The sequence below is a fragment of the Micromonospora sp. LA-10 genome (genome assembly GCF_051853095.1).
Classification (GTDB): Bacteria; Actinomycetota; Actinomycetes; order Mycobacteriales; family Micromonosporaceae; genus Micromonospora; species Micromonospora echinospora_A.
Map to the genome: position 1 here is coordinate 1,121,733 of NZ_CP195710.1, position 14,485 is coordinate 1,136,217.

General features: G+C 76.0%; 10 protein-coding genes, 1 rRNA gene and 1 pseudogene. 3 read left to right on the plus strand and 9 right to left on the minus strand.

Features of this window, described 5'->3' with window-relative positions:
* Window positions 1-38: 38 nt before the first annotated feature.
* Window positions 39-1,796: a DNA repair protein RecN gene (gene recN / locus ACSDG8_RS05260; protein ID WP_210890668.1), complete on the minus strand. Its 1,758-nt coding sequence runs from the start codon at window positions 1,794-1,796 to the stop codon at window positions 39-41.
* A 79-nt stretch (window positions 1,797-1,875) separates the two neighbouring features.
* On the opposite strand from recN, the gene ACSDG8_RS05265 reads away from it, so the two are divergent.
* Window positions 1,876-2,850: a helix-turn-helix domain-containing protein gene (locus tag ACSDG8_RS05265; RefSeq protein ID WP_210890666.1), complete on the plus strand. Its 975-nt coding sequence runs from the start codon at window positions 1,876-1,878 to the stop codon at window positions 2,848-2,850.
* A 46-nt stretch (window positions 2,851-2,896) separates the two neighbouring features.
* On the opposite strand, the gene ACSDG8_RS05270 is transcribed toward ACSDG8_RS05265, so the two are convergent.
* The 5 genes from ACSDG8_RS05270 to ACSDG8_RS05290 form a co-directional block, all read right to left on the minus strand.
* Window positions 2,897-6,625, minus strand: coding sequence for a S8 family serine peptidase (locus ACSDG8_RS05270; RefSeq protein WP_439427720.1), 3,729 nt, complete (start codon window positions 6,623-6,625; stop codon window positions 2,897-2,899).
* 471 nt (window positions 6,626-7,096) lie between these two features.
* The gene (locus ACSDG8_RS05275) at window positions 7,097-7,981 is read right to left on the minus strand and encodes an NAD kinase (RefSeq protein WP_073831635.1); all 885 of its coding nucleotides are present in this window, start codon (window positions 7,979-7,981) and stop codon (window positions 7,097-7,099) included.
* Window positions 7,978-8,826: a TlyA family RNA methyltransferase gene (locus ACSDG8_RS05280; RefSeq protein ID WP_210890662.1), complete on the minus strand. Its 849-nt coding sequence runs from the start codon at window positions 8,824-8,826 to the stop codon at window positions 7,978-7,980. Before ACSDG8_RS05280 ends, ACSDG8_RS05275 begins: the two co-directional genes overlap by 4 nt.
* Before the next feature lie 21 nt (window positions 8,827-8,847).
* Window positions 8,848-9,075 (minus strand): hypothetical protein, encoded by a 228-nt coding sequence (locus tag ACSDG8_RS05285; RefSeq protein WP_030502668.1) that lies wholly within the window; start codon window positions 9,073-9,075, stop codon window positions 8,848-8,850.
* On the minus strand, window positions 9,072-9,740 hold the full coding sequence (locus ACSDG8_RS05290) for a phasin family protein (RefSeq protein ID WP_210890660.1): 669 nt from the start codon (window positions 9,738-9,740) through the stop codon (window positions 9,072-9,074). Before ACSDG8_RS05290 ends, ACSDG8_RS05285 begins: the two co-directional genes overlap by 4 nt.
* Window positions 9,741-9,852: 112 nt before the next feature.
* Here ACSDG8_RS05290 and ACSDG8_RS05295 point away from each other — a divergent pair, with 112 nt between their 5' ends.
* Window positions 9,853-10,188 carry an SCP2 sterol-binding domain-containing protein gene (locus ACSDG8_RS05295; protein ID WP_439427721.1) on the plus strand — a complete coding sequence of 112 codons (336 nt, stop codon included), beginning with the start codon at window positions 9,853-9,855 and terminating at the stop codon, window positions 10,186-10,188.
* 67 nt (window positions 10,189-10,255) lie between these two features.
* Here the strand turns inward: ACSDG8_RS05295 and ACSDG8_RS05300 are convergent, their stop codons facing one another.
* Together ACSDG8_RS05300 and ACSDG8_RS05305 are read right to left on the minus strand one after the other, a co-directional pair.
* Window positions 10,256-11,251 (minus strand): HAD-IIA family hydrolase, encoded by a 996-nt coding sequence (locus ACSDG8_RS05300; protein ID WP_439428033.1) that lies wholly within the window; start codon window positions 11,249-11,251, stop codon window positions 10,256-10,258.
* Window positions 11,252-11,846: 595 nt separating this feature from the next.
* Window positions 11,847-12,381: pseudogene (locus ACSDG8_RS05305) on the minus strand (Replicase polyprotein 1ab); the annotation flags it as partial.
* 57 nt (window positions 12,382-12,438) lie between these two features.
* Between ACSDG8_RS05305 and ACSDG8_RS05310 the strand changes: the two are divergent.
* A complete protein-coding gene (locus tag ACSDG8_RS05310; protein WP_439427722.1) occupies window positions 12,439-14,202 on the plus strand; it encodes a hypothetical protein in 1,764 nt (587 codons plus the stop codon).
* A 94-nt stretch (window positions 14,203-14,296) separates the two neighbouring features.
* Here the strand turns inward: ACSDG8_RS05310 and rrf are convergent.
* Window positions 14,297-14,413, minus strand: a 5S ribosomal RNA gene (rrf, locus tag ACSDG8_RS05315).
* Window positions 14,414-14,485 lie beyond the last annotated feature (72 nt).

Below are 14,485 nucleotides of genomic sequence, written 5' to 3' on the forward strand. Positions count from 1 at the left end.
GAACCCGCCCCGGTGTGCTTGCGCTCACAATCGGGGTATCACGGACGCCTTTCCTTGGCCGCCACGGCCAGGAGCTCCTCGGCATGGGCGATACCCAGATCCGAGTCCGGCAAACCGGCGAGCATCCGGGCCAGTTCCCGGGCGCGCTCGGTGTCCTCCACCACACGCACCCCGCTCGTGGTGACCGCTCCCCCGGTGTCCTTGGCCACCACCAGGTGCCGGTCGGCGAACGCGGCGACCTGCGGCAGGTGGGTGACCACGAGCACCTGGTGGCTGCGGGCCAACCGGGCCAGCCGGCGGCCGATCTCCACCGCGGCCTGGCCGCCGACACCCGCGTCGACCTCGTCGAACACCAGCGTGGGCGGGCCGCCGGAACCGGCGAAGACCACCTCGATGGCGAGCATCACCCGGGACAGCTCGCCGCCGGAGGCGCCCTTCTGCAACGGCAGCGCCGGCGCGCCCGGGTGGGCCAGCAGCCGCAGCTCCACCTCGTCGGCGCCGTCCGCGCCGACGCCGGTCTCGACGCCGTTGACCGGCAGGCTCGGCTCGGACCGGCCCGCCGGGCGGGGCAGCACCGCCACCTCGATGCGGGCGTGCGGCATGGCCAGCCCGGCCAGCTCGACGGTGACCTCCTCGGCGAAGCGGACCGCAGCCTCCCGCCGGGACGCCGAGACCCGGCCGGCGAGGTCGGCCACCTCACCGGCGAGCCGGGTCGCCTCGCGGTCCAGCTCGTCCAGCAGCTCGTCGGAGGTGTCCAGATCGGACAGCCGCGTCCGGGCCCGCTCGGCCCAGGCGACCACGCCGTCGACGTCGTCGGCGTACTTGCGGGTGAGCCCGCGCAACGCGGCCCGCCGCTCGTAGACGGTCTGCAGGCGGGCCGGGTCGGCGTCCAGCGCGGCCAGGTAGCTGGACAGCTCCGCGGCCACGTCGGTGACCAGCGTGGCGGCCTCCTCCAGCCGGGCCGCCAGCTCGCCCAGCGCCGGGTCGGTGCCGGCCTGCGCCTCGAGCGTGCGCCGCGCGGTGCCGAGCAGCGCGGCGGCGTCCGGCGTCTCGTCGGCCGCCTCGACGCCGCCGGCCACGCACTGCTGCGCGACCTGCGCCGCGGCGCGCAGCCCCTCGGCGTGCTCCAGCCGCTGCGCCTCCGCCTTCAGCTCGTCGTCCTCCCCCGGCTGCGGGTCGACCCGGGTGATCTCGTCCAGGCCCAGCCGCAGCAGGTCGGCCTCCTGGTTGCGCTCGCGCGCGTTGCGCCGCCGGTCGGCCAGGTCGTCGACGACGGTGCGCCACCGGGCGTACGTCTCGCGCAGCGCGTCGAGCAGCTTCTCGTGCTCGGGGCCGGCGAACCGGTCGAGCGAGGCCCGCTGCTCGGCCGGGCGCAGCAGCCGCAGCTGGTCGGACTGGCCGTGCACGGCGAGCACCTGTTCGCCGACCTCGCCGAGCGTGGACACCGGCATGGCCCGGCCGCCCAGGTGCGCGCGGGAGCGCCCCTCGATGGTCACGGTGCGGCTGAGCAGCAGCGAACCGTCCTCGTCGGGCTCGCCGCCGGCATCGACGATGCGGGCGTGCACCGACTCGGCCACCCGCCCGCCCAGGCGCAGCCGGCCCTCCACCACCGCGCGGCCCGGCTGGGCGCGCACCCGGCCGGCGTCGGCGCGGCCGCCGAAGAGCAGGCCGAGGCCGGTGACCACCATGGTCTTCCCGGCGCCGGTCTCGCCGGTGATGACGTTCATCCCCGCGGCCAGCGGCAGCGTGGTGTCCTCGATGACGCCCAGTCCGGTGATGCGCAGCTCTTCCAGCACAGCACCCGACAGTAGCCCCGCCCTGTGACAGTTGACCAGCCGGCCGGGCGGGGCGCGGGCACCCGTACAGTTCAGCCCCGTGTTGGAGGAGATCGGCCTGACCGCGGACGAGGAGGAGCTCTACCGCAGCCTGGTACGCGCGAACACGGCCCGCGTCGGTGAGCTCGCGCAGCGGCTCGGGCAACCCCGCGCGGAGGTCGCCGCGCGGCTGGACACGTTGCGGGACAAGGGTCTCGTGCTGCCGACCGGGCCGGAGCCGGACGCGCCGCTGCGGCCGCTCGCGCCCGACGTGCCGCTCGGCGAGGCGCTGCTGCGCCGCCAGTCCGCGCTGGAGTCCGCCCGCGCCGCTGTGACCCAGCTCGCCGAGGACTACCGGGCCGGGATGCGCCGCCACGACGCCGCGCACCTGGTGGAGGTGGTCACCGGCGCGCGGGCGTTGCGCGAACGGCTGCGCGAGCTGCAGAACGGCGCGCGCGACGAGGTGCTCTGGTTCTGCCGGGCGAATCCGCTGGCGATGCCCGGACCGGAGAACGTCGAGGAGTTCGACGCGCTCGCCCGGGGCGTGCGCTACCGGGCCATCTACGAACGGGCGATGCTGCTGGAGCCGGGCGCGCTGGCCGACGTGGAGCGGGGCGTACACGCCGGGGAGCAGGCCCGGGTGCTCGACCGGCTGCCGGTACGACTGGCCGTGGTGGACGGTCGCACCGCGATCTGCCCGCTGGTGCCCGACCGCGACGGCGGTGAGCCCACCGCGGCGGTGATCGGCCGCAGCCAGCTACTGGACGCGCTGGTCGCGCTCTTCGAGAGCCACTGGCTGATGGCGACGCCGATCGGCCCGTCCACCGACCGTGCCGCGACCGGCTACCAGCCCGACGGCGACGAGGCGCGGCTGCTGTCGCTGTTCGTGGCCGGGGTGCCGGACAAGTCGATCGCCTCCCAGCTCGGGGTGAGCCGGCGTACCGTGCAGCGACGGCTGGCCGACCTGATGGCCGCCGCCGGGGTGGACACCCGGCCCGGACTGGCGTTCCAGGCCGCCCGGCGCGGCTGGATCTGAGCGTGGCCGGGGCGGGACGGCCCCAGGACCGCCCCGCCCCGGGGTCTCACCGCAGCCCGTACGCGTCGATCACGGTCTGCGTCACGGCGCTGCCGGCCCGGTCCCGCGCCGACACGCGCAGCGACACCGTGCCGCGTCCGGCCGGCACCTCGACGGTGAACCGGGCGCCGGAGCCGCGTACCGGCGCCGTGCGCCAGGTGCGTCCGCCGTCGAAGGACACCTCGGCGCGTACCGTCGCGCCGGCCGGCGCGGGCAGGCCCGCCGGGTGGCGCAGCGTCAGCCCGACTGTGTGCTTCCGCTTGCCGGGCACCTCGCCGCGCAGGTCGGCCGGAACCCGGTAGTCGACCTGGAGCAGCGGCAGCGGCCGGGCCGTGTCCCCGGCCAGGCGGGCCGAGGTGAACTCCCACGCCGTCTCGGTACGGGTGGCCCACCGCCACTCCGCAGACGAGCGGGCCGTGGTCACGTCGAGCCGGTAGCGGGCCGGAGCAGCTGTGGTGGGCACCGGCGCCCAGCCCGCGGACAGGTCGGCGATCGGCCGGCCGTCGCGGCTGACCCGCCGGGTCACCGTGTCCTGCTCCTCCGACACGTTGTCCGCGCCGGCGTGGCCGTCGGCGTCGACGAACTCGGTCACCCGCAGGTCGAGCGTGTCAGCGGTCCGGCTCGGCGCGACCGCACCGGCCGGCACGGCCGGGCGCACCAGCGGCGCGTGCCACGACTCGGCGCTCCGGTCGGTGGCCGCGTAACGCCGGGGCCGGTCGGACAGGCCGCCGGTCAGCGTCCCCATGCTGGAGAACATCAGCCGGTGCAGCACCCGGTGCTGCCACCAGGAGTCCCCGGAGCTGACGTACTCCCGCCGGGTCGTCCCGGTACGCACCATCCGCTGGTCGTCGTTCCAGGAGAACTGCTGCCAGGGCCGCCACCCGTACCGCTGCTCGGTGGCCCAGTCCAGGCCGCCGGTGTCGCCGTAGCGCGCGGTCACCTCGGCGGTGTTGGCGGCGGTGACCCGGTGGACGATCCGCTCCGGCACCCGGCCCCGCGACACCTGGAACACGTCGTAGAGGTACGGGCTGTCCACGGTGAGCGTCAGGTCGATCCGGGCCCGGCCGGTCCGGGCCGCCGCGAGCAGCCGCTGCCCGTCGTCGTACGCGACAGCCAGCGCGGGCGCGGGCAGCCGGTCGCCGGTGGGACGCCAGACCGTCCACGCGCTCTGGTCCGCCGGCCGCACGATCAGCACCGCCTTCGCGCCGACCGCCGCCGCGGCGGCCACCTGCTCCTCCTCGGACCGGTCGGCGGACGCGGTGAGCAGCGCCGCCGCGCCCCGCACCCCGGCCAGCTCACCTGGTGCGCCGGTGCCGGCGGCGACCAGGCGCAGCCGCTGCCGACCGGCCGGAGCCGGCGACTGGCCCATCAGGTTGACGTCCAGCGGCCCGGACACCCCGGGGACCGTCAGGTCCACCATCGGCGCGACGAGCTGCCAGCGCGAGGAGAACTCGAACTCGCCGCGGCGCACCTGCCGGGTCGGGGTGACGTTGAGCTGCTGCACGGTGCTGAACGACATCACGCCGTGGTCGACCTGCCGGCCGTTTCCGAACACCCGGTGCTGGTAGAAGCTGAGGACCGCCCGCTGCTCGGACGGTTTCGGCGTCTCGATCCGTACCGGACGACCGCGCCGAGGATCGAGCACCACTGTGAGGTCCCGGTCCACCGTCAGCTCCGGGTCGGTGACCAGGGTGAGCTGCTCGTCCAGCGGCGCGCCGTGCTCGATCAGCGCGTGCAGCAGGTACGGGCCCTGCTCCACCTGGATCCGCCACTCGTCGCCGCCGCCGAGCCAGCCCAGCGCGTCCGACTCGGGGTGCTCGCCGAACAGCGTGACCACCGGCGCCGGTCCGGGCCGACCGGCCAGGTCCAGCGCGCGCAGCGTCACGGTGTGCAGCGGGCCGCTGAGCGTCAGCCCGACCGCGGTGCGGACCGTCACGCCGTCCGCGCCGGTGGCCACCAGCCACCCGCCGTGCGGGCCCCGGTCCAGCCGGGCCGGGTCGGCGCGCAGCGGCACGTCCACGCCGCCGCCGGCCGGCACCGTCACGGTGGCGGCGTCGAGCGTGACGCCGTCGGGCTCGGCCGCGCCGCTGTCCAGGTTGCGCAGGTCCAGCGCCAGCCGCAGCGTCTGCGCGCCGGACGTGCCGTTGACGTAACGCACCGTCCGGGTGGCGGACGGCGCGCCGGTGGCCAGCCGGCCGAAGTCGGCGGCGCCGGTGCCGTACACCCGCTGGCGCAGCGCGCGGGCCACGTCGACCCGGCCGGCGCCCTGCTCGAACACCGTCGCGCCGGCGCTCGGCCGGGTGGTGCTCACCAGCGCGTCCTTGAGTTGCGCGGCGGTCCACCCGGGGTGCTCCTGGGCGAGCACCGCGGCCGCGCCGGCGACGTGCGGCGTGGCCATCGAGGTGCCCGAGGCGCGGGTGTACGCGCCGTCGACAGGCGTACCCATCGTGGTGCCGGTGGCACGGGCGGCGACGATGCCGACGCCCGGCGCGGTGATCTCCGGCTTCAGGCCGTTGTCGCCCAGGCGCGGGCCGCGGCTGGAGAAGTCGGCCAGCACGTCGTCGCGGTCGACAGCGCCGACGGTGAGCGCGGCGGTGGCCGCGCCGGGCGAACCGACGCTGCGCGGCTCGCCGTCGTTGCCGGCGGCGATCACGAACAGCGCGCCGGTCTCGGCGGTCAGGTCGTTCACGGCCTGGCTCATCGGGTCGGTGCCGTCGGTCGGCGCGCCGCCGAGGCTCATGCTGACCACCTTCGCGCCGGAGCGGGCGGCCCACTCCATGCCCGCGATGATGCCGGAGTCGTAGCCGGAGCCGGAGTCGTCGAGCACCTTGCCGACCAGCAGCCGCGCGCCCGGCGCGACGCCCTTGCGCAGCCCGGCGGAGGCCGCGCCGCTGCCGGCGACGGTGGCCGCCACATGCGTGCCGTGGCCGTGGCCGTCGCGGGCGCTGCCGCCGCCGGTGAAGTCGCGCGCCTCCGCGATCCGGCCGGCCAGGTCAGGATGCTCGGCGTCGACGCCGGTGTCGAGGACCGCGATCCGCACCCCGGCGCCGTCGCGCCCGGCCGCCCACGCGGCCGGCGCGCCGATCTGCGGGACGCTGTGCTCCAGCGCCACCCGGGCCCGCCCGTCCAGCCAGACGCGCTCCACCCCGGCACCCAGCCGGACCGGCCCGGCGCCCGCCGCGCGCGCCTGCGGCGTCTCGCGCAGCGACGTCCACAGTACGCCCAGGTCGCCCTTGCCGACCCGCAGCGCGGCACCGTTGATGCTGGACAGCGGCCGGGCCTCGGTGACGCCGGACAGCTGGCGCACCCGCCCGGCCGCGGGCTCCCGGTACCGCACGATCAGCGGCAGCGCCGCCTGACCGGCGTCGCCGTAGCCCTGCTCGACCAACTCCTGCACGTCGAACAGGTCCGCGTCGAGCACGCCCGCGGACACGTACGGCACGACGTCGGCGGGCAGCACCCGCAGACCGCCGTCGACCTGGGTGGTCTGGAAGACGATCCGGTCGCGGCCGGGACCGGGGTGGACGGTGGCGGCGACCCGGCCCGGCGCGGCCTCGACCAGCTCGACCTGGTCGCCGGTGATCAGCGTGACGCGGGCGGGCTGCGCGCCCGGGGCGGGTGTGCCCGGGGGCGGACCGGCGGGCCGGGCGGGCGGGTCGGCGGACGCCGGTACGGCGAGTCCGACCACCAACGCCCCGACCGCGCCGGCGGTGAGCCAGCGGGGGAACCGGTGCATGTGACGCTCCTCTACTCCGAGGCCGGCCCCGTGAGGTCGGCGATCGGAGTCTGCGACGGCGTCCGCCACCCGGTCACCGGGTACGGGCCGCCGCACCGGCGACATGTCGCCAGGTGGACACGAGCACAGCGCGGTGGAGGGCCGGGACGCCGGAGATCGCGTCGCCCAGCTCGCGCGCCGCCGCTTCCTCCGGCGGCGGCCCCGCGACCTGTCCGCCCGACCCGGGTCGACACCCGATCGGACGCGGCGCGCCGGTCCGCCCGCCGCGGCCGGCTTCGACACTCCGGCGTCCCGACCGTCGCGGTCCCGACCACCCCCTGGCCGAGCCCGCGACATCCGGGCCACGCATCCGGGACGCGGCGGGCCTCACCGCCGCGCCCGGACTCACCTCATCGCGGCCCGTACGCCCACCGTAACGCGCGCGGCGGCCCGGACCGGTGGTCCGAACGGAGGTTTCCGCTGATCCGTCGGTCAGCGACGGTTGCCCCGCCAGCCCTGGACGGGCAAGTCGAACTTGGCCACCAGCCGGTCGGTGAACGGGCGCGCCCGCAACCGCACGATGCGCACCGGCAACGTGCCCCGGCGCACCGTGACCCGGGCCCCGGGCGGCAGGTCGTAGACGCGCCGACCGTCGCAGCAGAGCACGGCCAGGGTGGTGAACGGGTCGACGGTGATGACGAACGTCGACGTCGGCGCGGTCACCAGCGGGCGGCTGAACAGCGCGTGCGCGCTTATCGGCACCAGCAGCAGCGCCTCCACCTCGGGCCAGACCACCGGCCCGCCGCCGGAGAACGCGTACGCCGTGGAGCCGGTCGGGGTCGCGCATATCACGCCGTCGCAGCCGTACCGGGACAGCGGCCGGCCGTCCACGTCGACGAGCAGCTCCAGCATCTGGGCGCGCTCGCCCTTCTCCACGCTGATCTCGTTCAGCGCCCACGACTCGATGGTCGGCCCGCCCTCGAACTCGGCGGTGACGTCCAGCGTGAGCCGTTCGTCCACGCTGTAGTTGCGCTCGACCACGTCACGTACCGCGGTGTCCAGGTCGTCGATCTCCGCCTCGGCGAGGAAGCCGACCTTGCCGAGGTTGATGCCCAGCAACGGGACCTTCGTCGGACGGGCCAGCTCGGCCGCGCGCAGGAACGTGCCGTCCCCGCCCAGCGCGAAGACGATCTCGGCGCCCTCGGCCGCCTCCGGGCCGGTCACCGGCACCACGCCGGGCAGGTCCAGGTCGTCGGCCTCCTCGGCCACCACCCGCACCTCGAAACCGGCGGCGATCAGGTCGGCGGCCACCGCCCGGGCGTGCTCGGTGCTGCGTCGACGGCCGGTGTGCGTCACCAGCAGCGCGGTGCGGCTCACCCGGACACCTCCTCGGTCGTGGCCGCCGTGGTGGCGGCGCCCTGCGGGCCGGCGGCCACCACCGCGCGGACCCGCTCCGGGTCCGCGGCGGGCGCGTCCCCGCGCAACCATACGAAGAACTCGACGTTGCCGCTCGGCCCGGGCAGCGGGCTGGCCGCCACACCGGCCAGGCCGAGGCCGAGCCCGGCGGCCGCCGCGGCCACGTCGAGCACCGCCTCCGCGCGCAGCGCCGGATCGCGGACCACGCCGCCGGCGCCGACCCGCTCCTTGCCGACCTCGAACTGCGGCTTGACCATCAGCGCCAGGTCGCCGCCGGGGCCAGTGCACGCGGCCAGCGCGGGCAGCACCAGCCGCAGTGAGATGAACGACAGGTCGGCCACCGTCAGGTCGACCGGGCCGCCGATCGCCTCCGGCGTGAGCGTACGCACGTTCGTGCGCTCGAACACCCGGACCCGCTCGTCGGTGCGCAGCGACCAGGCGAGCTGCCCGTAGCCGACGTCCACGGCGACCACCTCGGCGGCGCCGCCGCGCAGCAGCACGTCGGTGAAACCGCCCGTCGACGCGCCGGCGTCCAGGCAGCGCCGGCCCGTGACGGTCAGCCCGCCGGGGGCGAACGCGGCGAGCGCGCCAGCCAGCTTGTGGCCGCCCCGGGAGACGTACTCCTGCGCCGGGTCCTCGCCGGTGACCAGCAGCGGATCGGCCGGGTCGACCATCGCGGCGGCCTTTCGCGCCTGCACTCCGCGAAGCTGGACGCGACCGGCCTCCACGAGCGCGGCGGCCTGTTCGCGGGAGCGGGCCAGCCCGCGCCGGACCAGTTCGGCGTCCAGCCGGGTACGACGAGCCATCAGGTGTGTCTCCGCCTCTGCTCAGGCCTGGTCGATGGTGGCGAGGGTCTCGCGCAGCGTCTCGTACGCCGCCTCGTACTGGGCGATCTGGTCGGCCGGGGCGAGCGCCTCGGCGTTGGCCATGCCGAGCACGGCGGCGTCCACCGCCGGGTGCCGCGCCTCGCCGACCTCCTCGGCCGGCGCGGGGCGTACCCCCGGGGGCGGTCCGGGCCGCGGGCCCGGCGGCGGACCGGGCCGGGGCGCGGTCACGAGCCGTCCGCCCGGCGCCCGGTGGCCTTCTTCGCCGGCCGGGCGGGCGCGGCGGGCGAGCCGTCGGCAGGGGTACGGGCCACGGTGGCGGGCGGCTTCTTCGCGATCGCCTTCTTGGCCACCGTCTTCTTCGCCACCGCCTTGGTCGGCGTCGTCGCGGGGGCCTTGGTCGGCGTCGTCGCCGGGGCCTTCGTCGGCGTCGTCCCCGGGGCGGACGCGGCGGCCGGCGCCGCGGCCTTCGGCGGCTCGGCGCCGGACGGCTCGGTCTGCGGTGCGGTCGCGGCCGACGGCGCCGCGGCGGTCCCGGCCGGGGCGGCGGGCTCGGACGCTCCGGCGGGCGGCGTCTCGCCGGGCCCGAGGTTGCCGCGCGCCTCGCGCAGCTGTCGCTCCAGGTCGTGCACCCGGCGGGTCAGCTCGGCGACCTCGTCGGCGGTGGCCAGCCCGACCGCGCCCAGCGCCCGGTCCACCTCGAAGCGGACCAGCTTCGTCAGCGACTCCCGGTTCGCCAGGCCGGTGGCGACCAGCTCTTCGGCGAGCGTCTGGATCTGGGCGGCGGTCGCGCCACCCTGGCCGACGACGCGCATGACCGCGTCCTGTGCCTTCTTCCGGGGCGCCTCCGTCAGGCCCATGGCCAGCTCGAGGTAGGCGCGCCACGCGTCCTGCATGCCTGAGTCCTTCCGCGGGGCGAGGTGTGCAGGTGCCACGCTACCGGGCACCCCGGACGCCCCATTGCGGTACGGTGCCGGGAAACGGCGTGGTTCGTGGTGAGGAGACGATGTGGCCAGCGTGGACGAGTGCCGGCAGGCGTTGCACGACCTGGCCACGCGGCTGGACCGCAACGCCGAGGCGCAGGGACGCATCGACCTGGACCGCACTCTCGCCTGCCGGATCACCGACCTCGACACCGCGTTCCACGGTCGGCTGGAGGGCGGGCGGCTGGTCGACCTGGCCGACGGCGACGACCCGAAGGCGAAGATCGCGCTGAGCACCGGCAGCGACGACCTGGTGGCGCTGGTGAACGGCCGGCTCGACGTGATGTCGGCGGTCGCCTCCCGGCGGGTCTCGATCAAGGCGAACCCGTTCGACCTGATGAAGCTCCGCAAGCTGCTCTAGCCGATCCGCCGCGCAGGCTGCCACCGTCGGGGCGCTCGGCCGCTCAGCCGTCGGGGCGGTTCGCCGCTCAGCCGTCGAGGCCGAACGCGGCGAGCGCCTCCTCCGCCGCCGGGGACTGCGCCCGCACGCGCTGACCGGCCGGGCTCGACCAGGCCACCGCGCAGAGCGCCGCGAGGGCCTCCAGCGGCGGTCCCGCGCCGTCGAGCACAAGCTCCGCGTCGCCCTCCATCACCGACCAGCCGCCGCTGGTCGCCCGGCCCGGCACCGCCACCACCGCCGCCGGGTCGAACAGCCCTGCCAGGTCGAACGAGACGTACGTGGGGCGGCGCTCCTCGGGCGAGGCCAGCAGCTCGGCGGCGTCGCTGACGCCGGTGAGCACCAGCAGGCTGTCCAGCCCGGCCCGGCGCGCGCCCTCGATGTCGGTGTCCAGCCGGTCCCCCACCACGAGCGTGCGCCCGGTCCCGGCCCGGCGCGCGGCGGTGGTGAACAGCGCCGGCTCCGGCTTGCCCACCACCACGTCGGGGTCACGGCCCAGCGCAGTACGCAGCACCGCGACCAGCGAGCCGTTGCCCGGCAGCGGGCCGCGGGGGCTGGGCAGGGTGCGGTCGGTGTTCGTGGCGTACCAGGGCGCGCCCGCGCGTACCGCCAGGGACGCCTCGGCCAGGTCGGACCAGCCGACCTGCGGACCGTAGCCCTGGGCCACGGCGGCGGGCTCCTCGTCGGCGGTGGACACCGGCCGCAGACCCACCGCGCGCAGCTCGGCCCGCAGCGCCTCCGCGCCGACCACGAGCACCGGCGCGCCCTCGGGCAGCCGGTCCCGGAGCAGCTCGGCCGTGGCCGCCGCGGAGGTGAGCACCTCCGCCGGCTGCGCCGGGACGCCCATGCCGGTGAGCAGGTCGGCCACCTCGCTGGAGCGCCGGGAGGCGTTGTTCGTCGCGTACGCGACGGCGCGCCCCTCGGCGTGCAGCCGGCCGACCGCCTCGACCGCGCCGGGGATGGGCCGGTCGAGCAGGTAGATGACGCCGTCCAAGTCGAAGACGACAAGCGAGTACGCGTCGACCAGCCGGCCACCCGCACCGGCGCGGCCGGGTCGCCCCTGGTCCGCGCCGGTAGCGGTGTCCCCGCCGTACCCGGTCACCGGCGCTCCGCCGCCTCGCCCTCGCCGGCCGCGGCGTCGCCCGGCTTGTCCGCCGGGGCGCCGTCGGTGGCCGGCGCGTCCGCAGCCGCGACGGTGCCGGCCGGCGTGACGGTGCCGTCGGACGGCGTGGCGTCGTCCTCGGCCGCCGTGGCGGCGGTCGGGGTGGCGGCGGCGAGCGAGCCGGCCTCGGCGTCGGTCAGCTCGTCGTCGGCCAGGTCCCCTGCGTCACGGTCCCGGTAGCCGGCCCGTGCCGCGTCCCCGCCGGCGCCCGACGCGATGTCGTCGTCGCTCAGCCGCGCGTCGTCGTCGTCATCGTCGTCGTCGTCGCGATCGTCGTCGTCGCGATCGTCGTCATCGTCGTCGTCGTCGCGATCGTCATCGTCGTCGTCGTCATCATCGTCGTCGTCGTCGTCGTCGTCGCGATCGTCGTCGTCGTGATCGTCGTCGTCGTGATCGTCGTCGTCGTCGTGATCGTCGTCGTCGTCGCGATCGTCGTCGTCTGACGACGTCTCGGACGCGTCCGCGTCGTCCTCCGGCTCGTCGTCGCCCTCGATGACCACGCCGTCCAGCTCCAGCAGCCGCTCGGCGGCGTCGGTCTCCCCCTCGGAATCGACGTCGGCAGCCCGGGAGAACCACTCCCGCGCCTCCTCGCGCCGGTCCACGGCCAGCAGGGCGTCCGCGTACGCGTAGCGCAGTCGCGCGGCCCACGGCTCGGCCGAGTCGCCGGTCAGTTCGCGGACCTGCAGCATCGCCACGGCCGCGTCCTTCTGCCCGAGGTCGCCGCGCGCACCGGCGGCCACGATGAGCAGCTCGATCGACACAGCCTGGTCGAGCTTGTCCCGGTCCGCACCGCGGAACAGGTCGATCGCCCGCTCCGGCCGGCCCAGGGCCCGCTCGCAGTCGGCCAGCACGGCCAGGTGGCTCTGCAGGCCGCTCATCCGGTGGTACGTCCGCAGCTCGGCGATGGCCGTCTGCCACTCACCGGCGTGGTACGCGGCCAGCCCGACGGCCTCCCGCACCGCGGCGATCCGCGAGGCGAGCCGGCGGGCCGCCATGGCGTGCGCCAGCGCCAGCGCCGGGTCCTCGTCGATCAGCAGCCCGGTCGCGACCAGGTGCCGGGCGACAGTCTCCGCCACCGGCTTGGCGAGGGAGAGCAGCTCCGCCCGGACGGCCGAGTCGAGGTCGCTCGCGACGACGTCGTCCGGCAGCTCCGGCGCCTCGCCGGTACGCCCCTCGCCACGCTCGTCGCGGCGCTCCCGCTGCGGACCGTAGTTGCCACGGCGGTCGTCGCCACCCGGCCGGTCACCGTAGCTACGGCGCTCACCGTCGCGCTCACCCCGGAAGCCGCCCGGTCCCCGGTCGTCGCGCCGGAAGCCACGGTCGCGGTCGCCGCCCTGGGAACCGCCCTCACGGCGGTCGCCACCGGCGTAGCTCTCCCGGCGGTCGCCGCCCTGGTAGCCACCTTCGCGACGCTCGCCGCCCCGGTAACCGCCCTCGCGGGCGCCGCCCTCACGACGGTCCCCACCGCGGAAGCCGCCCTCACGACGCTCACCACCACGGAAACCGCCCTCGCGGGCGCCGCCCTCACGACGGTCCCCACCGCGGAAACCACCCTCGCGGTCGCCACCGCGGAAGCCGCCCTCACGACGCTCACCGCCGCGGAAGCCACCCTCGCGGGCGCCGCCCTCACGACGGTCCCCACCGCGGAAACCACCCTCGCGACGCTCGCCACCGCCGAAGCCGCCTTCACGGCGATCCCCGCCACGGAACCCGCCCTCGCGACGGTCACCACCGCTGAAGCCACCCTCACGGCGCTCGCCACTGCGGAAACCGCCTTCGCGACGTTCACCGCCGCGGAAGCCACCCTCGCGGGCACCGCCCTCACGACGGTCACTGCCGCGGAAACCACCCTCACGGCGCTCGCCGCCTTCACGACGGTCCGCACCGCGGAAACCACTCTCGCGACGGTCGCCACCGCCGAAGCCGCCTTCACGGCGATCCCCGCCACGGAACCCGCCCTCGCGACGCTCACCACCGCGGAAACCACCCTCGCGGCTACCGCCACGGAAGCCACCTTCACGACGGTCACCACCGGCGAAGCCACCTTCACGACGGTCACCACCGGCGAAGCCACCTTCACGACGGTCACCGCCGCGGAAGCCGCCGTCGCGGGTGCCAGCCTCCCGGCGGTCGCCACCACGGAAGCCGCCCTCGCGACGGTCACCGCCGGCGAAGCCACCTTCACGACGCTCACCGCCGCGGAAGCCACCCTCACGACGGTCACCACCGCGGAAGCCGCCACCGCGGAAGCCGCCCTCACGACGGTCGCCACCACGGAAACCACCCTCGCGGTCGCCACCGCGGAAGCCGCCTTCGCGACGCTCACCGCCGCGGAAACCACCCTCGCGACGGTCGCCGCCGCGGAAACCACCGTCACGGTCACCGCCCCGGAACCCGCCTTCGCGACGGTCGCCGCCCGGACGGTTTCCACTCCGGAAGCCACCTTCACGGTCGCCACCGCGGAAGCCGCCCTCACGGCGCTCACCGCCGCGGAAACCGCCTTCACGACGGTCACCGCCGCCAGAGCCGCCCTCACGACGGTCGCCACCGCGGAAACCGCCTTCACGACGGTCACCGCCGCCAGAGCCGCCCTCACGACGGTCGCCGCCGCGGAAACCGCCCTCACGGCGCTCGCCGCTGCGGAAACCGCCTTCGCGACGGTCGCCACCACGGAAGCCACCCGGGCGGTCATCGCGGCCGCCCCGGTACGAGGGACGGTCATCGCGACGGCCGTCGCGGCCGGCGTCACCACGCCCCTGCCCACGGTCGGCGCGATCCTCGTAACGACGGGGGCGGTCCCCGCCCTGGGGTCCTGAACTCACAGGTACATCCTTCCTGATGGCGTTTCCGCCGAGAACGCTAACGCAGTCGAGGGCCGCCCCTGCTGGGGCGGCCCTCGACTGGAAGATTGTCCGGCGGTGTCCTACTCTCCCACACCCTCCCGAGTGCAGTACCATCGGCGCTGGAGGGCTTAGCTTCCGGGTTCGGAATGTTACCGGGCGTTTCCCCTCCGCCATGACCGCCGTAACTCTATGAACATGTCAACCAACCCGCAACATGGGTGGTGTTTGTTCAGAGTTGCACAGTGGACGCGTAGCA

Bases quoted from the DNA above. Each gene is read 5' to 3' on its own strand.
- ACSDG8_RS05270 (WP_439427720.1), bottom strand. From the start codon at position 6,625: ATGCACCGGTTCCCCCGCTGGCTCACCGCCGGCGCGGTCGGGGCGTTG.
- ACSDG8_RS05280 (WP_210890662.1), bottom strand. From the start codon at position 8,826: ATGGCTCGTCGTACCCGGCTGGACGCCGAACTGGTCCGGCGCGGGCTG.
- ACSDG8_RS05290 (WP_210890660.1), bottom strand. From the start codon at position 9,740: ATGCAGGACGCGTGGCGCGCCTACCTCGAGCTGGCCATGGGCCTGACG.